This window comes from Undibacterium sp. TC4M20W, from assembly GCF_049340245.1.
Lineage (GTDB): Bacteria > Pseudomonadota > Gammaproteobacteria > Burkholderiales > Burkholderiaceae_D > Undibacterium.
In genome coordinates this window covers 56814-76913 of sequence record NZ_JBMPPI010000004.1, presented here as the reverse complement: position 1 = coordinate 76913, position 20100 = coordinate 56814, and the positions used below count along the sequence as shown (strand labels likewise).

The 20100-nt window shown below is 51.7% G+C and carries 14 protein-coding genes; 11 read left to right on the top strand and 3 right to left on the bottom strand.

All coding sequences use genetic code 11. The annotated features are described in order from the left end of the window. A complete protein-coding gene (locus tag ACO0LL_RS06555) occupies window positions 1-648 on the top strand; it encodes a peptidylprolyl isomerase (protein ID WP_422950081.1) in 648 nt (215 codons plus the stop codon). Window positions 649-771: 123 nt separating this feature from the next. Here the strand turns inward: ACO0LL_RS06555 and ACO0LL_RS06550 are convergent, their stop codons facing one another. Then, on the bottom strand, window positions 772-4356 hold the full coding sequence (locus tag ACO0LL_RS06550) for an indolepyruvate ferredoxin oxidoreductase family protein (protein WP_422950080.1): 3585 nt from the start codon (window positions 4354-4356) through the stop codon (window positions 772-774). A 419-nt stretch (window positions 4357-4775) separates the two neighbouring features. Here ACO0LL_RS06550 and ACO0LL_RS06545 point away from each other — a divergent pair, with 419 nt between their 5' ends. Genes ACO0LL_RS06545 through xerC form a run of 4 tightly spaced genes read left to right on the top strand, consistent with a single transcriptional unit; the run spans window position 4776 to window position 9577 of the window. Further along, window positions 4776-7070, top strand: coding sequence for a methyl-accepting chemotaxis protein (locus tag ACO0LL_RS06545; RefSeq protein ID WP_422950079.1), 2295 nt, complete (start codon window positions 4776-4778; stop codon window positions 7068-7070). Window positions 7071-7116: 46 nt separating this feature from the next. Beyond that, window positions 7117-7977, top strand: a complete 861-nt coding sequence (gene dapF, locus ACO0LL_RS06540) for a diaminopimelate epimerase (RefSeq protein WP_422950078.1) — start codon at window positions 7117-7119, stop codon at window positions 7975-7977. After that, window positions 7977-8636: a DUF484 family protein gene (locus ACO0LL_RS06535; RefSeq protein ID WP_422950077.1), complete on the top strand. Its 660-nt coding sequence runs from the start codon at window positions 7977-7979 to the stop codon at window positions 8634-8636. Before dapF ends, ACO0LL_RS06535 begins: the two co-directional genes overlap by 1 nt. Before the next feature lie 11 nt (window positions 8637-8647). Then, the gene (gene xerC, locus ACO0LL_RS06530) at window positions 8648-9577 is read left to right on the top strand and encodes a tyrosine recombinase XerC (RefSeq protein ID WP_422950076.1); all 930 of its coding nucleotides are present in this window, start codon (window positions 8648-8650) and stop codon (window positions 9575-9577) included. A 12-nt stretch (window positions 9578-9589) separates the two neighbouring features. On the opposite strand, the gene ACO0LL_RS06525 is transcribed toward xerC, so the two are convergent. Both ACO0LL_RS06525 and ACO0LL_RS06520 read right to left on the bottom strand, forming a co-directional pair. Continuing rightward, on the bottom strand, window positions 9590-10684 hold the full coding sequence (locus tag ACO0LL_RS06525) for an OmpA family protein (protein WP_422950075.1): 1095 nt from the start codon (window positions 10682-10684) through the stop codon (window positions 9590-9592). A 250-nt stretch (window positions 10685-10934) separates the two neighbouring features. Beyond that, complete coding sequence (locus ACO0LL_RS06520; protein WP_422950074.1) at window positions 10935-12911, bottom strand: PhoX family protein; 1977 nt, start codon at window positions 12909-12911, stop codon at window positions 10935-10937. Window positions 12912-13320: 409 nt separating this feature from the next. Between ACO0LL_RS06520 and ACO0LL_RS06515 the strand changes: the two genes are divergently transcribed. The 6 genes from ACO0LL_RS06515 to ACO0LL_RS06490 all read left to right on the top strand — a co-directional run bounded on the left by ACO0LL_RS06515 (window position 13321) and on the right by ACO0LL_RS06490 (window position 20093). Continuing rightward, the gene (locus ACO0LL_RS06515) at window positions 13321-13821 is read left to right on the top strand and encodes a Fur family transcriptional regulator (protein WP_422950073.1); all 501 of its coding nucleotides are present in this window, start codon (window positions 13321-13323) and stop codon (window positions 13819-13821) included. Between the two features lie 52 nt (window positions 13822-13873). After that, on the top strand, window positions 13874-14968 hold the full coding sequence (locus ACO0LL_RS06510) for a CobW family GTP-binding protein (RefSeq protein ID WP_422950072.1): 1095 nt from the start codon (window positions 13874-13876) through the stop codon (window positions 14966-14968). 206 nt (window positions 14969-15174) lie between these two features. Then, window positions 15175-15579 carry an RNA polymerase-binding protein DksA gene (gene dksA, locus ACO0LL_RS06505; protein WP_110256573.1) on the top strand — a complete coding sequence of 135 codons (405 nt, stop codon included), beginning with the start codon at window positions 15175-15177 and terminating at the stop codon, window positions 15577-15579. Between the two features lie 265 nt (window positions 15580-15844). Next, complete coding sequence (locus ACO0LL_RS06500; protein WP_422950071.1) at window positions 15845-16243, top strand: hypothetical protein; 399 nt, start codon at window positions 15845-15847, stop codon at window positions 16241-16243. 122 nt (window positions 16244-16365) lie between these two features. Continuing rightward, entirely contained in the window at window positions 16366-18405 is a 2040-nt protein-coding gene (locus ACO0LL_RS06495) for a TonB-dependent receptor (protein ID WP_422950070.1), read from the top strand. A gap of 296 nt (window positions 18406-18701) precedes the next feature. Then, a complete protein-coding gene (locus ACO0LL_RS06490; RefSeq protein WP_422950069.1) occupies window positions 18702-20093 on the top strand; it encodes a hypothetical protein in 1392 nt (463 codons plus the stop codon). The last annotated feature ends 7 nt before the right edge of the window (window positions 20094-20100 follow it).

Below are 20100 nucleotides of genomic sequence, written 5' to 3'. Positions count from 1 at the left end.
ATGATCAAAAGATTCTTGTGCCTGACTCTTTTTCTCTTTACAGCAACAAGTGCAGTTGCCCAGTCTCGTTACGCTATCATCGAAACATCTGAAGGAAACATCAAAATAGAATTGAATGCAAGGCAGTCGCCAAAAACAGTTGCTGCTTTTATCAAGTACGTTCAGGCAGGAATATACAGAAACAGTATCGTTCATCGCGCCGTAAAAGATTTTGTGATACAAGGCGGAGAATTGATGAAGGCGACCCCGGGCGAAAGAAATGAAGCACTACGACCAGACTTTTCTTTACCAGTGTTCTTGCCTGAAGTAAAGAATGGACTCAAAAATCAGCGCGGTACGATAGCGATGACCAGAGCCAGGGTAGGCAATAATGAGTTAGCACCCACAGGTTTCTTTATCAATCTAAAAGACAATCAATTTCTTAACTATTACCGTTACGAAAAAGAAACCATGGTGCCTACCCAGGCTGGCCCACAGCTTGCTCCTGCGGGCACTGAGATCAGCGGCTATGCTGTATTTGGCCGTGTAGTTGAAGGTATGACTGTCGCAGATCAGATAGCTCAAACCGCAGTTGAAGTACGTGGCTTATATGAACATATGCCCGTGCAGGAAATTGTGATCAAACAGATTCGCCTTAGCGATAAATAATATTGACTACTGGCGAATAGAAGCAAGGATTTGCTATTACGGTTTTTAAAACCAGGCTAACAAACAAAACAGGTCGCTCGAAGGCGACCTGTTTTATCTTGCCGAGACCTGAAATGAAAAATATCAGGCAGCTTTTTGCGCAGACTGTGCAGTATTAAACTCTGCAATCAGTGTTGCTTCCTTGGCCTTGGCGGCTTTGAAATACCTTTCCTTGACATGACCATAACCGCGTATGTCTTCTGGGATGCTGGCTATCGCTACTGCCTTGGACAAATTATCTGCATTCAGCGAAGGCAGCAATTTGTTCAGGGTTTGTTTATACTCGACCGGTAAGGCGCGTTCCATCCTGCGCTCTTCGGTGTAACCGAAGATATCAAATGTGCCGCCACGCAGGGACTTGAACTTGGCCAGTACGCCAAAAGCTTTCATCATCCATGGGCCAAACTGCTGCTTGATCAAATGGCCCTTGTCATCGCGCTTGGCCAGCAATGGCGGCGCGAGGTGGAAGTTGATGGCGTAATCACCTTCGAACATGTCGGCAATTTTCTTTTGGAACTTGCCGTCAGTGTACAGGCGTGCGACTTCATATTCGTCTTTGTACGCCATCAGTTTGAACAGATATTTGGCGACCGCTTCTGTCAGGCGCAAAGGCTTGTTGCCATCGACGAGTTTACTTTCTGCTGTTTTGACTTGCGCAACAAACTCACTGTACTGGCTGGCGTAAGCGGCATCCTGGTAATCGGTCAGGAAAGCCACGCGCTTGTTGATGGTGTCATCCAGCGTAGGAGCGCGTTTCAGTTCAATGACTTGTGCCGGTGTCACCAGACGTTGTACAGCTGCCAGGTCATGCGCAGCCAGACGGCCCCAGTTGAATGCTTGTTTGTTGAAGTCGATAGATACACCATTGAGTTCAATCGCGCGCATCAGGGCGACTTCTTCTAGTGGTACCCAGCCTTTTTGCCAGGAATAACCGAGGATGAACATATTCGTCGCAATATTGTCACCCATCAAGGCCGTGGCTATTGAGGCGGCATCGATCAGATCGACACGGTCGGCACCGCAGGCTTTGCGGATATCGCCTTCGGCTGATTCAGCCGGGAATTGCCAGTTCGGGTTCTTGATGAAGGTGGAGGTTGGCGAACCATTGGCATTGATGGCCGCATGGGTGCGCCCCTCCCCCATACGTGACAGCGCATCCTTGCCTGCCGTCACGATGAGGTCACAGCCTATGACCAGATCAGCCATGCCTGTACCTACGCGTGTTGATTGTATGTCATCCGCATGGTCAGCCAGTCGCACATGTGACATGACCGCGCCACCTTTTTGTGCCAGACCTGTCATGTCCAGCACGGAACAGGCTTTGCCCTGCAAATGCGCAGCCATCGCCATGATCTGGCCGATGGTGATGACGCCGGTACCACCAACGCCAGTGACCAGTACACCGAAAGGTGTTTTGGTATCAGGCAGGGCTGGATAAGGCAGTGCATTCACGTCGAGTGCATTGCCTGGTTCTATCTTGGTTTTTGCCGGTTTCTTGAGTTTGCCGCCTTCTACGGTAACAAAGCTGGGGCAAAAACCTGTAACGCAGGAAAAGTCCTTGTTACAGGAAGACTGGTTGATCTGGCGCTTGCGACCGAATTCGGTTTCCAGCGGCTCTACTGACAGGCAGTTGGATTGCACTGAGCAATCGCCACAACCTTCACACACTGCTTCATTGATGACTGCACGTTTGGCAGGGTCAGGGAAGCCAGGTTTGCCATCCTTGTCTATCTTTTTCCTGCGGCGGCGTTTTTCCGAAGCACAGGTCTGGTCATAAATCATCGCCGAGACGCCCTTGGCCACGCGCAATTCGCGTTGCACGGCATCGAGTTCGCTACGGTGGCGCACGGTGACACCGGCAGCCCATGGATAATTCGCGCCATATTTCTCTGGTTCGTCAGTGACGACGATAATCGGGCCCACGCCTTCAGCAGCGATCTGGCGCGAGATCATGCCAGGGTCCAGCGGGCCATCGAATTCCTGGCCGCCCGTCATGGCAACAGCATCATTGAACAGGATTTTGTAAGTGATATTAACTTCGCCGGATACCGCAGCGCGTATCGCCAGCAAACCCGAGTGATAGTAAGTACCATCACCCAGATTACAGAACACATGGTTCTCGGTCGTGAATGGTGCCTGGCCTACCCAGGTCACGCCTTCTGCACCCATGTGGGTGAAGGTCGAGGTTTCGCGGTCCATCCAGGTGACCATGTAATGGCAACCGATACCGGCCAGGGCGCGACTACCTTCAGGTACTTTGGTGGAAGTGTTATGCGGACAACCGGAACAGAAATGCGGTACACGGTCTTTATTAGGATCAGGCTTGGAGATCACATTCAGCATGGATTCCTTGGCTTCCAGATAAGCTACACGTTCTTTGACGCGTTGCTCTACCGGGTGACCAGCGAAGTAACGGCTGATGCGGGAAGCAATCGCACGTGCAATTTGTGCCGGGTTCAATTCATAAGTCGCTGGCAGCAGCCATTCGCCATGGCCAGAGCCATGCAGGTTGCTCCATTCGCCACTGTCATCAAACTTGCCAACTACGCGTGGGCGTACTTTGTCTTCCCAGTTATATAGTTCTTCTTTCAGTGCATATTCGAGGATCTGGCGTTTTTCTTCCACCACCAGGATTTCTTCCAGACCGGTGGCAAATTCACGCACACCTTCAGATTCCAGCGGCCAGGTCAGGCCTATCTTGTACAGGCGTATGCCTATGTCCTTGGCGACTTGTTCATCGATACCCAGGTCGGCCAGTGCCTGACGGGTGTCGAGGTAGGATTTACCGGCAGTGATGATGCCTATCTTGGCAACCGGGCTGTCCCAGATAATTTTATTGAGCTTGTTGGCACGCGCATAGGCCAGCGCCGCATACCATTTATAGTTATTCATGCGGATTTCTTGCGCCAGCACCGGGTCTGGTGTGCGTATGTTCACGCCATCGGCGGGCAAGACAAAATCTGCTGGAATGATGGGTTGCACACGGTCTGGATCGATATCAACCACAGCACCGGATTCAACAATATCAGTCACGCATTTCATCGACACCCACAGGCCGGTATAACGCGACATGGCGATGCCATGCAGGCCATAATCCAGATACTCTTGCACGGTAGATGGATACAAGACCGGAATACCACAGGCTTTGAGGATATGTTCACTCTGATGCGCTGCAGTAGAAGACTTGGCGGCGTGGTCATCACCGGCCACGACCAATACACCGCCATGTTTGGATGTACCTGCAAGATTCGCATGTTTGAACACGTCGCCACAACGATCGACACCGGGGCCTTTGCCATACCACATGGCAAACACGCCATCATATTTAGCACCAGGGAACATATTCACCTGTTGCGTACCCCAGACTGTCGTAGCTGCCAGGTCTTCATTCACGCCGGGGTGAAATTTGACATGATGTTTGGCCAGATGTTTTTTTGCCTTGGCAGCAGTCAAATCGACGTTACCCAAAGGTGAGCCACGATAACCGCTGATATAGCCGCCAGTATTGAGGCCTGCTTTTTCATCGGCCTGGCGCTGCAACATCATCAGGCGTATCAGGGCCTGGGTGCCGGTCATGAAGGCGCGGCCGCGCTCCAGCGTGAATTTATCGTCGAGGGAAATATTGTTGTCGATCAGCGCCTGCTGCTCGGCTTTTAGCGGTGCGTTCATGGGGTCTCCGTGCTTTTTATCGTTTGGGCAATGGTGTGCGCAACAAAACAGAATCACCTTGTGAGTGAATCATATACTTTTTTAGTGTAGCTTGACTTTGTAAGGGATGAGCAAGTTCAAGCTACCATGATATGGGTCGCACATTAACACGCTGTATTGCCAGTCCCAATGGACAGTGCCGCACAAAGAGACCAGTACAGTATGACTGACACTTTAGCAAAGTGTACTGGTTAATTTTTCTCAGGCAAGTATTTGCTTTTTTTGCATTTAATTTGTATCGTAAGGATGATGGGAATCTGGGACAATAGATTACAGTCTGAATTACAGTCTAAATCACACTCCGGATCACTTCTGGCGCAGGCACTTTGTAGACAAGGAAAATCATGTCTGGAAACGAGGCTACACTGATAAACAGGATCATGCACCCCTGTACAGTATTGATGGGCAAACTCAGTTTGCGTACAAAACTGTTGGGCATCTTCATGCTTTTGTTGCTGCCTCTGTTGTTTTTTGCCAGCCTGGCAATGACCCAGATACGGGCAGATGCCGCCAATGCCCACAACGGCCTGCTGGGAGTAGAGGCCAATAGCTTGCTCATGAAGGTGCTGATCCAGACCCAAAAGCATCGCGGCCAGGTTAATCTCAAACTCTCTGGTGACAATCTCGATGAGGATTTGGTAAAAACAAGGGCTGAATTAAAAAATAGCATGGGCCAGCTTGATCAATTTTTAAGCAGCAATACAAACCTGGCTTTGCAAAGCTCATGGAAAACCACGGCAGATGAATTGCAACAACTGGCCGCGGGCCAGACTGCCGCTAATGTCAAAGACAATGTCGCCCAGCACAGCCGCCTGATCAGGCAAAGCCTGCAATTTTCTGCACTGCTCAGCGAAAAAACCGGCCTGCTGACAGATACCCAAAGCGCCAACTTCCTTTTGCTGGATATCTCTGTACGCAAGATACCAGTGTGGATAGAACATATGGCGTTGCTGCGCGGCCTGGGTGCCAGCTATATCAAGACAGGGGCCATGGAATTCCCGGAAAAAGCGGGCGTGATCTCGCGCCTTGATGCCTTGCAGGTAGCCATGAATAGCGTAGCTGACCTTGATGAGGCGATGAAACGTGCTGGTGTCGATGTCAGCACCACAGAACCGGCAGCCTTTGAAGCATCGCAGACTTTTGCCGCGCTTGCGAGGAAAAACCTGCTGGCAGAAAGTATCAATGGGGATGCCAGTGCCTATTTTGCCCAAGGCACGCAAGCAATAGAGAAAACCCTGGCATTGCAAACCCAGATGCAGGCCAAACTGACAGGTATATTAAGAGACCGCAGCAGCCAGATGGACTTGTATCAAAACCTGGTCAGCCTGGGCACTGGCCTTATTGTCATCCTCAGTTGCTATCTGGCATTAGGGTTTTACCGTGGCTTCATGTCTGCCCTGAATCAGGTAGGGCGTGCGGCACATTCTGTTGCTGCCGGTGACCTGACCAATCACATACGCATCATAGGCAAGGATGAGCTGGCAAAAACCGGTAATTTGCTGGAAGCCATGAATGGCAATTTGTCCAAACTGGTGGCGAATGTACGCAGCAATGCCAGCATGGTGGCACAACTGGGCGAAGGCCTGGCGACCAATATCAATGACCTGACCGTCAGGACCGAGCAACAGGCATCGAGCCTGGAAGAAACATCAGCCAGTGTCGATGACCTGGCCGATACAGTCAAAAAAAATGCAGACAGCGCCAGGGCAGTCGATAACCTGGCAGCAAACCTGCGCCTGATCACAGAATCCACCGGCGACGACATGCGTGCCGCCGTTGACTCCATGAATGGCATACACCAGAGCGCCCGCAAGGTGCAGGAAATCGTCAGCCTGATTGATGGCATTTCTTTCCAGACCGATATCCTCGCCCTGAATGCAGCGGTTGAAGCTTCGCGCGCGGGCGAGCATGGCCGTGGTTTTGCCGTAGTCGCCAGCGAGGTACGCAGCCTGGCACAACGCAGTGCTGACTCTGCACGCCAGATCAGACGTTTGATTGATGATTCTGTACAAAGGGTGGATCAGGGCGTGAATCAGATCAGCAATGTCAACATGACACTGACTGAGATAGTCGGCGGCATCCGCGATCTGGCAAATAATATCAATGCCATCTCTGTTGCCTCCAGTGAACAAAGCAATGGCCTGTCGCAAATCTCTGAAGCCCTGCGCCATCTGGATGAAATCACCCAGAGCAATGCACAGATGGCAGAGCAGGCCAAACATGCGTCCATCAGCCTGGAAGACAAGGCCCATGCCCTGACCAGGGCGGCATCTGCCTTTAAATTATTGCAAGGTACAGCAGACGAGGCTTATGTGCTGGTCAAGAAAGCCGTGGCGGTGTATCAATCCAGAGGCAGACCGGCCTTGCAAATCATCACAGCCAATGCCGACAAGCTATATGCCGACCGCGACATGTATGTGTTTGCCTTTGACCGTAATGGCCAATACCTGGCTTTTGCCGGCAATGCGGCCAAACTCAAGGTCAATCTGTTCCATGTCGATGGCCTGGATGGCCGCAAGCTGGTAAGGGATGCTTTTGCCCTGCCAGCAAGCGGTGGCTGGATCAATTACACCATCGTCAACCCTGTTTCAAAAAAGACGGAAGCAAAAACCTCTTATATAGAAGCGGTCGAGGACAATCTGGTGCTGGGCTGTGGCGTGTATCAGGTCGAGTAAGGCATGGAATGCCATGGCCAATGCTGTCTGAGGCTATAATCACAGCATGAAACTCAAATTCACCAAAATGCATGGCGCCGGTAATGACTTTGTCGTTATCGATGCGATTAACCAGCACATCAATTTCACGCCTGCGCAGTGGCGGCAAATTGCTGACCGCCGCTTTGGCATCGGTGCAGACCAGATCCTGGTAGTTGAACGCCCTGAAAGCCAGGACGTCGATTTTCGCTACCGCATCTATAACGCCGATGGTGGCGAGGTCGAACAATGTGGCAATGGCTCACGAGCTTTTGTGCAGTTTGTCATAGAAAAAGGCCTGACGGACAAATCGACCATACAGGTGCAGACCATGTCCGGCGTCATAGAACCGACCATGGGCGAAGACGGCAATATCACGGTCAATATGGGCGCACCAATACTGGAAGCAGCGCAGGTACCATTCAATGCCGAAGGTCTGGAATCCAGGCCTGAAGGGCATGACAGCTTGTGGCCACTGGACATCAATGGCAAACAGGTCTGGATTTCTGCCGTTTCCATGGGCAATCCACATGCAGTGCAGGTGGTAGCCTCGGTCGATGACTTCCCGGTCGCTGTCGATGGCCCGCTGATAGAGCACCACCCCCGCTTCCCGCGCCGCGTCAATGCTGGCTTCATGGAGGTTGTGGATCGCCAGCACATACGGCTGCGCGTGTTTGAACGTGGTGCCGGTGAAACCCTGGCCTGTGGTACTGGTGCCTGTGCCGCCGCTGTGGCTGGCCTGCGCCGGGGCTTGCTGGATAGCCCGGTACGTGTCAGCATGCGCGGTGGTGAACTTTCCATCGCCTGGGAGGGCGAGGGCCAGCCAGTATTCCTCAGCGGTCCGGCAGTGACCGTCTTTGAAGGCGAAATTAATTTAACAGAAACATAATGAATTCCACTGATATCGCCACCTACCTGATACAGCATCCGCATTTTTTTGAAGAACATGCAGAATTGCTGGGTTCCATCAAACTGACCAGCCCTGTCATGGGGCGTGCCATTTCCTTGCAGGAAAGGCAAATGGAGGTCGTACGCGAAAAATATCGCAGCCTGGAATTGCGCATGGCAGATTTGCTGCGCATCGCCGAAGAAAACCATGACATCAGCCAAAAGTTCCAGACCTGGACGCGCGCCCTGCTGCTGGCCCGCAATGATGTCGATTTACCCCATGTACTGACCCAGGGTTTGCAGGATATCTTCAACCTGCCACATGCCACCCTGCGCCTGTGGGGTGTGGCTGAGGATTTTGCCCATACCTGGTTTGCCAGTACCACCAGCGATGATGCACAGTTGTTTGCCAAGGGCCTGACCACGCCTTATTGCGGCAAGAACCATGATTTTGAAGCAGCGGGCTGGATAGAGACAGAGCAGCCGGTTGAGTCACTGGCCATGCTGCCCCTGCGTTTGTCTGGCAATGGCCCGACTTTTGGTTTACTGGTACTGGGCTCACCCGACCCTAACCGCTATACCAAGGACATGGCAACGGATTTCCTCAGCAAGATTGCCGACACCAGTAGCGCTGCGCTGAGCTGCCTGGTCGATATCTAAGTAAGCCGTACATGAATGCGCAAGACGATTATCTGAGCCTTTATCTGGAAGTCTTGCGTAGTCAAAGACAATTATCACCACACACGCTGGACAGTTACCTGCTGGATTTACGCGAGCTCATCAAGCTCGCTGATCAGGCCGGGAAAACCGATCTGGCCAGCCTGACTACCCATCACATACGCCGCTTCGCCACACAAATGCATGCGGGTGGACAAAACGCCCGCAGCATTGCACGCAAACTGTCGAGCTGGCGCGGCTTTTATCGCTGGCTGACAGAAGAACGTGATCTGGCCGCCAACCCGGTCGAAGGCGTGCGCGCCCCCAAGAAAAGCAAGCCCTTGCCCAAAGCCCTGGGAGCAGACGATGCGGTGCGCCTGGTGGCCCACAAGGGTGGCGACCAGCCTACCGCACGCGCCAACCGTGCGATGTTTGAACTCTTGTATTCCAGTGGTTTACGGGTATCTGAGCTGGCCAGCCTGGATGTCGCGGCTGTTACAGAGTCCGGCTATAGCTCGGCGGGCTGGGTAGATATGCAAGAAGCCGAAGTCCGCGTCACCGGTAAAGGTGGCAAGCAACGCATAGTCCCTGTAGGCAAACCCGCGCTGGCTGCCTTGCATGACTGGCTGGCGATACGCGCAAGCCTGGTCAAGGCTGACCCGCACCCACTGTTTTTAACAGAACGCGGCACCCGCATTTCCACTCGCCTGATACAACTGCGCCTTAAGGCGCATGCACAAAGCCTAGATATACCGGCGAATGTGCATCCCCACATGTTGCGGCATTCATTTGCTTCACATGTCTTGCAATCTTCCGGCGACTTGCGTGCCGTGCAAGAAATGCTGGGCCACAGCTCTATTGCGGCGACCCAGGTGTATACCTCGCTGGATTTCCAGCATCTGGCCAAGGTCTATGACCAGACGCATCCACGTGCCAAGAAATAAGCGGTAATTAGTTTAACGTAACACCATTTCTACACGCCTGTTTTTGGCACGCCCAGCATCTGCCGCATTGGAAGCACGCGGTGCCAGTGGGCCTACACCTTTGGCGATCAGACGCGCATCGGCAATGCCATAGCCTTTGAGAGCATCGACCACCGCCTGAGCACGCTTGCCTGACAGTGTCATATTGTAGTCAAGCACACCCTGAGTGTCGGTATGGCCAACGATATATACTGCTGCGGTATTGGCTTTCAGGTATTTCGCCATTTGATCCAGTTGCGGTTTGGATTCTGGTTTGATGATGGCTTTGTCGGTATCAAAATACAGGCCATAAAAACTGACTGCACCATTCGCTGCCAACTCCTTGCTGATGGCATCGGCATCGACGGTGACTATATTCTGTTCCATGGCTTTTGGTTCCAGCACTTCGACCAGCACAGACACACGGTCGCTCATGCTGTCAGTAAGATCACCCATGGTGCCACCAGAATTGAGTGCGGCATATACACCCACATAAGTCGTCGCTGCACCTGCGCCTTTTTGCAGCAAGGCATAACGGATATCCTTGGCACCATCAAATACGGCCTGTACAAAACGGTTGCGGGTAACGTCGTAACCCTCGCCCTGCACATGAGTACGAACGTCATTCCAGTTGTATTTCAGGCTTTTGAAGGATGGGCCACAGCTATCGCTATCGCACTGAAAAACAGGCTTGAAGCCTTTGCTGGCCAGGTTATCAGTGAAATTGCGAAACACTTCCAGCGAAGAGCGCCCTTTGGGCACCATATAGACAGTGCGGGTCACTGTACCCTCAGCTTTTAGCAACTTGGAGAATTTTTTATTGCTGCTGTAGTCCGGCTCAGTTGCAGGCCCAACCGGGAAAGAAATTTCATCAAATGCCTTGCGCGTCTGCAGCATGATGCTGGAGCCCTGGTAACGCCCGGTCAGAGGGTGGTCCTTGGCATTTGGCGCATCCGTCGTAAATACTTTTTCATGAGCAGGATCTGTTGCCGCAAAGGCCAGAGGACTGATTGATGTGGACAGAAGCAGGAACAGAAGCAGGGACAGAATTAGCAGGGATGATTTCAGCGCTTTGTGCATGATATACATGATATCCGAGGCTCCTGGAAAATGAGTTTTTCAACAATAGCTTGTTAATGTAGCACAGGATATTTCTGGAAAGTGGGTAGTGATACTCAGTTACAATTTCGGTTACAAACTCAGTTGTAAGCTCAGCTATAAGCTCAGTTCGGAGCTCAGTGACAAACACACTTACAGGCCTCTCTATAACTTAGCGCCCAAAAAGAAAAAGCAGCGACTCCGCTGCTTTTTCCCTACATCAATAACAGGACTTAATTATTTATGCCTTGGCCAGCTTGACGCTGCTGACATCGGCCGTCAGGTAACCAACGGCAGAAGCGAAACGGTCTTTGTAGTTGGCGCGTACCAATGGGTCCAGCGTAGGTTTGACGATGGAGTGGATAGCCAGCCAGTCACCTGCGTGCTGGAAGTTGCTGGTGATGTAAGTCCAGCCATTCAAGTCATCCACCACTGACAAGCCAGTCGCTTCAGCACCGGAAGGCATGGAGGCAACACGTGACAGTTTCTTGGTATCGACGTTATAAGCCCACAGGAAGTTATTCACATGGTAGCTGCTGTCTTCACCAATGAACAGGGTACGCAGTTTTTCTGAGAACTTCAGATTGTCAGGTGCACCGATCTTGTCTGGATTAGCCAGGTTACCCAGCGCATCAGCAGTGATATCTTCACCGATCAGCAGGGTCTTGGTTACGGTTGGTACCCAGTCGCTGTTGATGGCAGCACCGGCAGTATCTTTCTGGCCTCCAGCAAGGGTGTGGGCCAATACTGCGCCGGCATTCACGGCTTTTTCCAGCGTCACACCAAAGGCTTCATTCCAGGCGGCATTGCCACGCACCATGGAGCTTTGCATGTTTTGCAAAGCAGAGTAAGCGATCTTGTCTTTGGCATTGACTGTCGTACCTTCGAGCTTGGTCAGGGCCATGCTGCCACCCATGTAAGCTGCGTAACGGTGGGTTTCCAGGAAGGCGGCTGCTTTTTCCATGCCTGGTTTGATCTTGATCCACTGCACTTTGCCACTGAAGTAAATCTTGGTGAAGGTCGCATCTTTAGGATCGGCTGTTGCCACTTCCATGATGTCGGCAGGCTTCAGGGTGTTTGCCATGGCTTCGATTTCTGCACTTGTGGCAGAGCCGAGCTTGATCCAGGTCAGAGCAGCACCGGCAGCAGCTGGGTCGATAGAGAAACCAGCACCGATTTTTGCAACATACAGGGAACCGGAAGACAGGTCTTTTTCTTTGTCGGCCACGAAAATGAAGATAGCACCGTTAGTGGCATCATCACCCATCAGTGCGGTACGGTTATCAGGCATGACTTGTACCAGCTCATGCGACAGACGGCCCATGCAATAGTGTTTTTTCGCTGTACCAGTACCGTCAGGGTTGACAGTGATTTCTGGCATGTGGCCATAGTGGTAAGGATTGGCCTTGTTTTCATCGCCAAACAGATTGGTACTGTAGGCTTTGAACTGAGTATTGGTAGAGATGGTGAATGCATCCGGTTCGTATTCTTCACTCGACAAATGCGTGCCCCAAGGCGACAGACTCGCACCACAAGTGATCCACAGGCCATTGACCTTGGACATGTCAACATTATGGTATTTCACCAGGGACAGTTTGCCAGTAGCCTGGTCTTGATCCAGTGTCAGTACAGCGATAGGAGAAGGCAGTTTGCCATACATGTCTGTCGTGCCATCTTGCGCCCAGGTCGTGTATTCAAACTGCACAACAGCGAATACTGCCTTGCCTTTGATACCTGTGACTGTAGGGTTTGCCACTGCCAGCAGGGATGTGCCATCAGGAGAATCCGAGAAGAACTGGCGTTCTTTGCCAGCCACAGTCTTGTCGATGATAGGCTTGTTATTGATATCGTAGTAGCCGCCAGCCAGGATAGTGCCGCCGCTGCCATTTGGCACCAGGTCACCAGTCAGGAAGAAAGGCTGGTAAGCCAGTTTGAAAGTTTGTGAGCTATTGTCGCTGAAATTGACGCTCAATGTAGAACCCACGGTCGTGGTCGCCATTGCTGCAGCGTTTGCCAGAGATGGTGCTGGCATCGCAGTAAATTCTGCGCCAACAAAATTCGCTGCGACTGGCGTTACCGTCGCAGGCGCTGCTGCTGTCGAGCTACCGCCACATGCACTCAGCAATGAGGCCGTGGAAAACGCGCCCAGCGGCAGCAAAGGAGCGCCAGCAAGGAATTTAAGTGCCTGACGGCGACCGGCTTGAGGTTGATCTGACATGATTCGAATTCCAAAAGTTGATTGCGACAAAATGAGCCAACCGGAGACTGAAGGTCACCAATTACGCGCCTGAATTTGCGATTAAAACCTTGCTATGAGTATGGGCAAGTTCGGGCAGGAGTATAAGAAGTGAATGTGACAGGCAAGTGAAACGCGGGATTTTTTCTTTACAACACGTGCGCCAAACACCCAAATCGCTTGCTACTCCTGGCCGGAAAATTCTTTGCACAAATCCCGCCCTGCTCAATTACGGCATCGCTGGTCAACACTTTTGCAACTGAATTGCATTTTTGAGGCATAATAAGCACATATAGAAAGCAGACGAGAGACAGCACGTACACCGTACTTAAACTGTACTTGGACCGTAAGCAGCATGCTCTTACGCCTGCCAGCAAACGATGGAATGACTATGAAATCACCCTCTACCCGAGCCAAACCTGCCACAACTGCCCATCATCAGGGCGCAGCCTCTATCCTGCTGTCGGGAGCTGGCGTGCGTGTGACTGATGCACGCCTGAATGTCTTGTCTGAACTCTTGTCCAGCCAGCGCGCACTGTCGCACCTGGAAGTGCAGGATGCCCTGCCTGACATGGATAGGGTTACCCTGTACCGCGCACTGGATTGCCTGACTGATGCCGGGCTGGCACATAAAATCTCTGGCGATGACAGGGTGTTCAGATACAGCACAGGCAGTGAGACTGCGGGCAACAAGGATCATCCGGCACAGCATCAGCATGGGCATTTCAAATGCACGCGCTGCGCCAGGGTATTTTGTCTGGATGACGCCAAACAACCACCTGGCTTACGTGAGCAATTGCAGGCAACCTTGCAGACCACGCTGGGACGCGGTTTTAAAAGTCATGACATAGAGCTGACCATCAAAGGCTGGTGCGCAGACTGCGCTAAATAAGCGAGCTTACGTAAATCCGCAGACCAATCGTATTAAAGTACTAGAGAAAATCATGGCATTAATCCCTACCACTATCCTGACCGGCTTTTTGGGCGCGGGCAAAACCACGCTGCTGAACCGCATTCTGCAGGAAGATCACGGCCACAAGATTGCCGTTATCGAAAATGAATTTGGCCAGGAGAACATAGACAATGAAATCCTGGTGCAGGACAGCAATGAACAAATCGTAGAAATGAATAATGGCTGTGTCTGTTGCACGGTGCGTGGCGATCTGATCGTCGCGTTGAGCAAACTGATACAGCAAAAGAATGAAGGCAAACTGAGTTTTGACCGCGTGATCATAGAAACCACAGGCCTGGCCAACCCTGGCCCAGTAGCTCAGACTTTTTTTGTCGATGAAGAAGTCGGCACTTATTACATGCTTGATGCGGTGGTCACGGTGGTTGATGCGCGCCATGGCATGCAGCAGCTTGATGAACATGAAGAAGCCCAGCGCCAGGTTGGCTTTGCCGACAAAATCCTGTTATCGAAAACTGATCTGGTTGATGCCGAAGCGGTAGCCGCACTGCGCGCCCGCCTGACCCGCATGAACCCGCGTGCACCGATCAGCGCTGTCGATTTTGGCAAGATTGCCATCAGCGAAGTGCTGGACCTGAAAGGCTTCAACCTGAATGCCAAGCTGGATCTCGATCCCGACTTCCTGCGTGCGGAAGAAGCTGAGCACGAACATGATCATGAGCACGAGGCTTGCGCCGAAGATTGCACGCATGAACACCATCATTATAAAGATCATGGCGAGCACGGTGACCATGCCCCGCAGGTACATAACCACCATCACGCCCATCATTCTGACGATATCGCCGCGTTTGTGTTCAAGAGCACGCGCCCTTTCAATACCGGGCAACTTGATGAATTCCTCGGTGGCCTGGTGCAAGTCTTTGGCCCGCGCATGTTGCGCTATAAAGGCGTATTACTGATGGAAGGCGCAGACCGCAAAGTCATTTTCCAGGGTGTGCATCAAATCATGGGAACTGATGTGGGTGCCAAGTGGGGAGAAAACGAATTGCGTGAAAGCAAGATGGTATTTATTGGCAAAAATTTACCTAAAGACATATTTATTCAAGGTTTGGAGCATTGTTTGGTATAAACTAGCGGGCTATTGAAGTCAGACCTTGTCTGTCGTGCAAGTGGCATTCATGCAAATGTCATTTACTTTATCAATAAGGGGAGGATAATTGTCTGGGACAAATGTTGTTTCAGATTTGTTCTATGTATTAACCCGTCGTATCGAAAGTTAGCGAAGTGGCAACTAAATCATCTAAATCGACTGCTACAGTCAGCGCACCCGAAGCTCTGCTCACAGAGGAAGAAATCCTCAAGATGGGCGAGAAGGACTATATGAACGCTGCACAACTGGCATTTTTCAAGGCCCGTTTGCAGCAGCTTGAGAAGGATTTATTGAAGAACGCCGACGAAACCACCGAGCATCTTCGTGAAACCGTATTAGTACCAGACCCGGCAGACCGTGCCACGATAGAGGAAGAACATGCGCTGGAATTGCGCACCCGCGATCGTGAACGCAAATTGCTGAAAAAAGTACAGCAATCCATCAATAGTATTGATGAAGGCGATTACGGCTGGTGCGAAGAAACCGGTGAACCAATTGGTGTACCACGCCTGCTGGCGCGTCCAACAGCGACCCTGTCGCTGGAAGCACAGCAAAGACGTGAAATGAAACAAAAGCTGTACGGTGACTGAGCTTTAGCATCAATCTCCAGCGCTTCTGATTCGCAAAAGCGTGCGGTGGCAACTGCGCGCTTTTTTATTGGAATTGAATGCAACCATGTTGCATGCGATTGAACTTTTATCAGATAATTGTTTCCAAGTCATGCAAGACCATGCCATCCGGCTGTCATAATGCGGGTGTATTGTCGGTTTTTTGCTACAGATATTGATTAATTTTTGACCTGAATTTGACCCGGTATTCATTTGACCCGGCATTCACTGGAAATGTAATCCCAAGATGTTACGCCCCACCCAGATCAGCATGAAAAACAGCAAACGATGGTTGCTGTGTGTTCTGCTGCCTGCGCTGTTATTTACGCAATGGCTGGGGCTGGCACATCGTATCTCACATGCAGGTGGTGCCGGCAGCCAGGTAGTCACTGGTGGCTTGCCACAAACGGCACAACTGGGCTCTTTCCTTTTCCAGTCTGGCAGCAAGGATGAGAATGGCAATACCCTGCACTCCTGCGCCTTGTACGATGCCGTCAGTGCTGCCGAATTCCTGCAACATATACCAGATGCCATAAAACTGCTGGCTGGCAAGGCTATCGTCGGCCCCAACCCTGCAATGCTGAGCTGGCATGCCCTGCTGCAAGTTCCTTTCTCTTCCCGCGCCCCACCTTCCCTGTTTGCCTGACCAGCGCCAGAACACCCTCGTGGTGCTCTGGCTATCATATTTTCCTGATGTATTTTTTGCATCAGGAAGGTCGCCGCTCATTGCGCGCCACCCTTTGGTTTACATTGCAAACAGGAAATAACATGGTTTTTCAACGCACTCTGATCACCAGCGCAGTGCTGGCACTTTTGACGCCTGTACTGACACCCGCCTCGCAGGCATATGCCCAGACAAGCTCCACCAGCGACTCCGCATCTGGCACCATCAATACAGTTACCGTCACTTCCAACCCGATCAGCTCGGACGAGAATATGCAAGTGCTCACTCCGGCCAAGATATTGTCAGGGCCAGAGCTCAGGGCCAAGGTTGGCACCTCATTGGGCGACACCCTGGGGGCCGAACTCGGCGTATCTGCATCCGGCTTTGGTGCCGGTGCCTCCCGCCCCATCATCCGTGGCCTGGAAGGCCCACGTGTCAAGATCCTGCAAAATGGCATGGGTGTGGCTGACGTATCGAGCCTGTCGAATGATCATGCGGTCGCCAGCGAAAGCGCGACTGCCCAGCAGATCGAAGTCTTGCGCGGCCCTGCCGCCTTGCTGTACGGCAGTGGTGCGATTGGTGGCCTGGTGAATGTTATCGACAACCGCATACCAACTATCCTGAACAAGAAAATGACGGGTGAAGGAGAAATGCGCTTCGGCAGTGTCAATTCAGAAAAGAGTTTGTCATTCTCGCTGGATGGTTCCAGCGGTGTGATCGGCCTGCATGCAGACGGCGCCAGCCGTGAAACGGGCAACTATAAAATACCAGGCAATATCTCTTTGAGCGACCCGGGCTCAGGCGGTGGCCGCGTGCCATCCAGCTTCACCCGTGAATCTTCACTGGCTTTGGGTGCATCGGTTATCCAGTCCTGGGGTTATGTCGGTGCTGCAGTACAAACCCTGAATGACCACTATGGCATACCAACGGCAGAACGCTCCTTCATCGACTTGAAGCAAAACCGCCTCGACATTGATGGTTTGCTCAATTCGCCATTGAGCGGTTTCGATACACTGAAATACAAATTCAGCGCCACCGACTATAAGCACACAGAAAAAGCCGAGGACGGTACGCCCGTCACCGACTTCAAGAACCAGATGCTGGAAAGCCGCATTTTGTTGTCCCACCCATCCTGGGCGGGCTGGCAAGGTAGCTGGGGTCTGCAGACTGAACAAGTGAAATTCTCTGCCTTGTCTGCCACGACTGGCCGCGCCGATACGGTACCAAGTACCAAATCCAATTCAGTTGCCCTGTTCTTTGTCGAGCAAAAGCAAATTGCCGACGTCATGGCCAGCACAGGTATGCGCTTTGAAAATGTGAAGCGCACACCGGATGCAAGCACAGGCCTGAAGGCGCGTGAATTCAATTTATTCTCGGCTTCTGTTGGTGGCTTGTGGCAATTCGACAAATCTTATGGCGCGGGCCTGAGCCTGTCATGGGCGCAACGTGCCCCGGCGACAGAAGAATTGTATTCAGCCGGCCCCCATGAATCGACTGCCACTTTTGACATTGGCAATGCCGATATGAAAAAAGAAGCCTCGCGTAACCTGGAGTTCAGCGTACAAAAGACGCATGGCGTGCTGCGCTGGAAGATCAATGCCTTCCTGAACAAGGTCAATAATTACATCTACGGCCATACCAATGGTATCAAGGTAGATGAAGCAGGCATTCCTGATGCTGACGCAGAATTTACGTTGCGCAACTGGTCGCAGGCATCTGCGACCATACGTGGTGGTGAAGCCGAGATCAGTTACAACCTGCTGGGCGAAGGCTGGTCAGGCCGCGCTTTTGCAGATTACTCACGCGGCAGCCTCGACAATATGGGCAACCTGCCATTGCAACCAGCCACACGTACCGGTTTTGACATTGGCTACCGCACTGGTGCATGGCGTGCTGGCGTAGATGTCTTGCATGCCCTGCGTCAGGACAGGCTGGCCAGTTTTGAAGGTTTTGTTACACCGGCGTATACCAAGGTCGATACCAGCCTGACTTATACCCATCCTTATCAGAATATGCAGCTGACCTGGTTCCTGATGGCGAAGAATTTGCTGAATCAGGATATCCGTCTTTCTACTTCAGTTTTGAAAGAAACCTTGCCTCAGCCCGGCAGAAACGTACTGGCAGGACTGCGTGTCAGCTTTTAATGTTAAAAAATCAGCTAAGAATTGCAAGAAAAATGTAAGCAGATGTAATTGACGTTTAGGTTATTAATTCATAAGCTGTAGGTATGGGAGGCGGCATCCGCCCCCATTTCCTGCAAAAAAGCTGCTTTTTTGCAAGGTTTTCACCGATCTTGCGTAGCAATTAAAAGAACATTTCAAGAAAAACTGTCTGGACTAGTTGAGCCCAGTCAACCATTGGAACGGAAATCAGAATATACTAAGCACTCGTCAAATTCGCTACCGGGTGGTCAGCGCTTCTATTCTTATTTGGGAACAAAGTGGGGATTTTTTCTCTTTTCGGTAAAAAAGGTGTCAAGCAAGAAGATCGCTCCACCGAGAAATCTTCTTCGAGAAAGACGCGCTCCAAGAATGGTAATACCGTCATTGGCGGTTTCCAGGACAGTGAGGTTTTTAGCAATTCGATTATTGCTCAGCGCCATATCGCCCGTGCTACCGAGAGAAAAATTGACGCCATAGAATTTGAAATGTCGCGTGACATCGTCAAGACCCGTCCGCCGACCATCACCAAAACCGATTTGGGTGCCCCCACCCAGCCGCTGGAAAGAAAAGCGCCGCCGGTAGAATTCCAGACCACATTGCCGATGATGATGCCTACAGATTATCTGTTGGGGCAAAATTCAGAAATGTCGGCCTCTGCCCTTGCCTATAGCGAAACCGTGCCAGTACTGGAAGAAGCAGCCATCCTGTTTGCCAGTGGCCAGAATGAAGTTGCTGAACAGATGCTGGCGTCTGCCGTACATAACCACGAACTTGGTGGCGCCACGGAAATTGGCTGGCAAATGCTGTTTGACTTGTACCGCATCACGAACGACCAGCACAAGTTTGAAAGCCTGTCGCTTGATTACGCCAACAAGTTTGAAACCTCGCCACCACTGTGGCCAGAAAACCAGACTGCCAATGACAATGATGCTGAAGCCCAGGGCGACACTACCGTAGCGAATGTCAGCTTCCCGGCCAAGCTTGATAGCACTACCATCAAATCACTTGAGAAATTGCAGATAGCAGCAGGCAAGAGTAAAAGCCTGCGCCTGGATTTTTCCCGCGTCAAGGAAGTTGATCCCATAGGTTGCGGCCTGTTATTGCGCGCCCTCAAGGGTCTGAAAAAATCCGGCCACGATTTGTTGCTGGTGGGTGCTAAAGACCTGGCAGATAAAATCCGCAGTATCTTGCTGGTGGGCCGCCGCGACGAAACTGAAGCACCTTGGCTGTTATTGCTTGAAATCCTGCAATTACTGCATTTTGAGCAAGCCTTCGAAGAAGTCAGTATGGATTACTGTATTACTTTTGAAGTGTCGCCACCATCGTTTGAAGCGCCCAAGAACAATGTCACCAGCGCCCTGCCTGAAGCTCCGGCGCAGGAAGAAGCGTCTGACCGCTACATGATGCCTAAAGTAGTTGAAGGCAAGACAGAATTCCTGATTTCCAATATTGCCATGCAGGCAGAACAGCACAACCCGCTGATCCTTGATTGCACCCGTCTCGAACGTGTGGAATTTGGTGCCTCTGCGCAATTATTGAATGGCTTGGCACCTATCGCCAGCAAAGCCGGCATGAATATACGCTTTGAAGGCGTCAATTATCTGGTCATGATGTTGTTCAATGCCATGGGCCTGAAAAACATCGCCAGCATCATCCCCCGCAAGCACTAAACTGTAG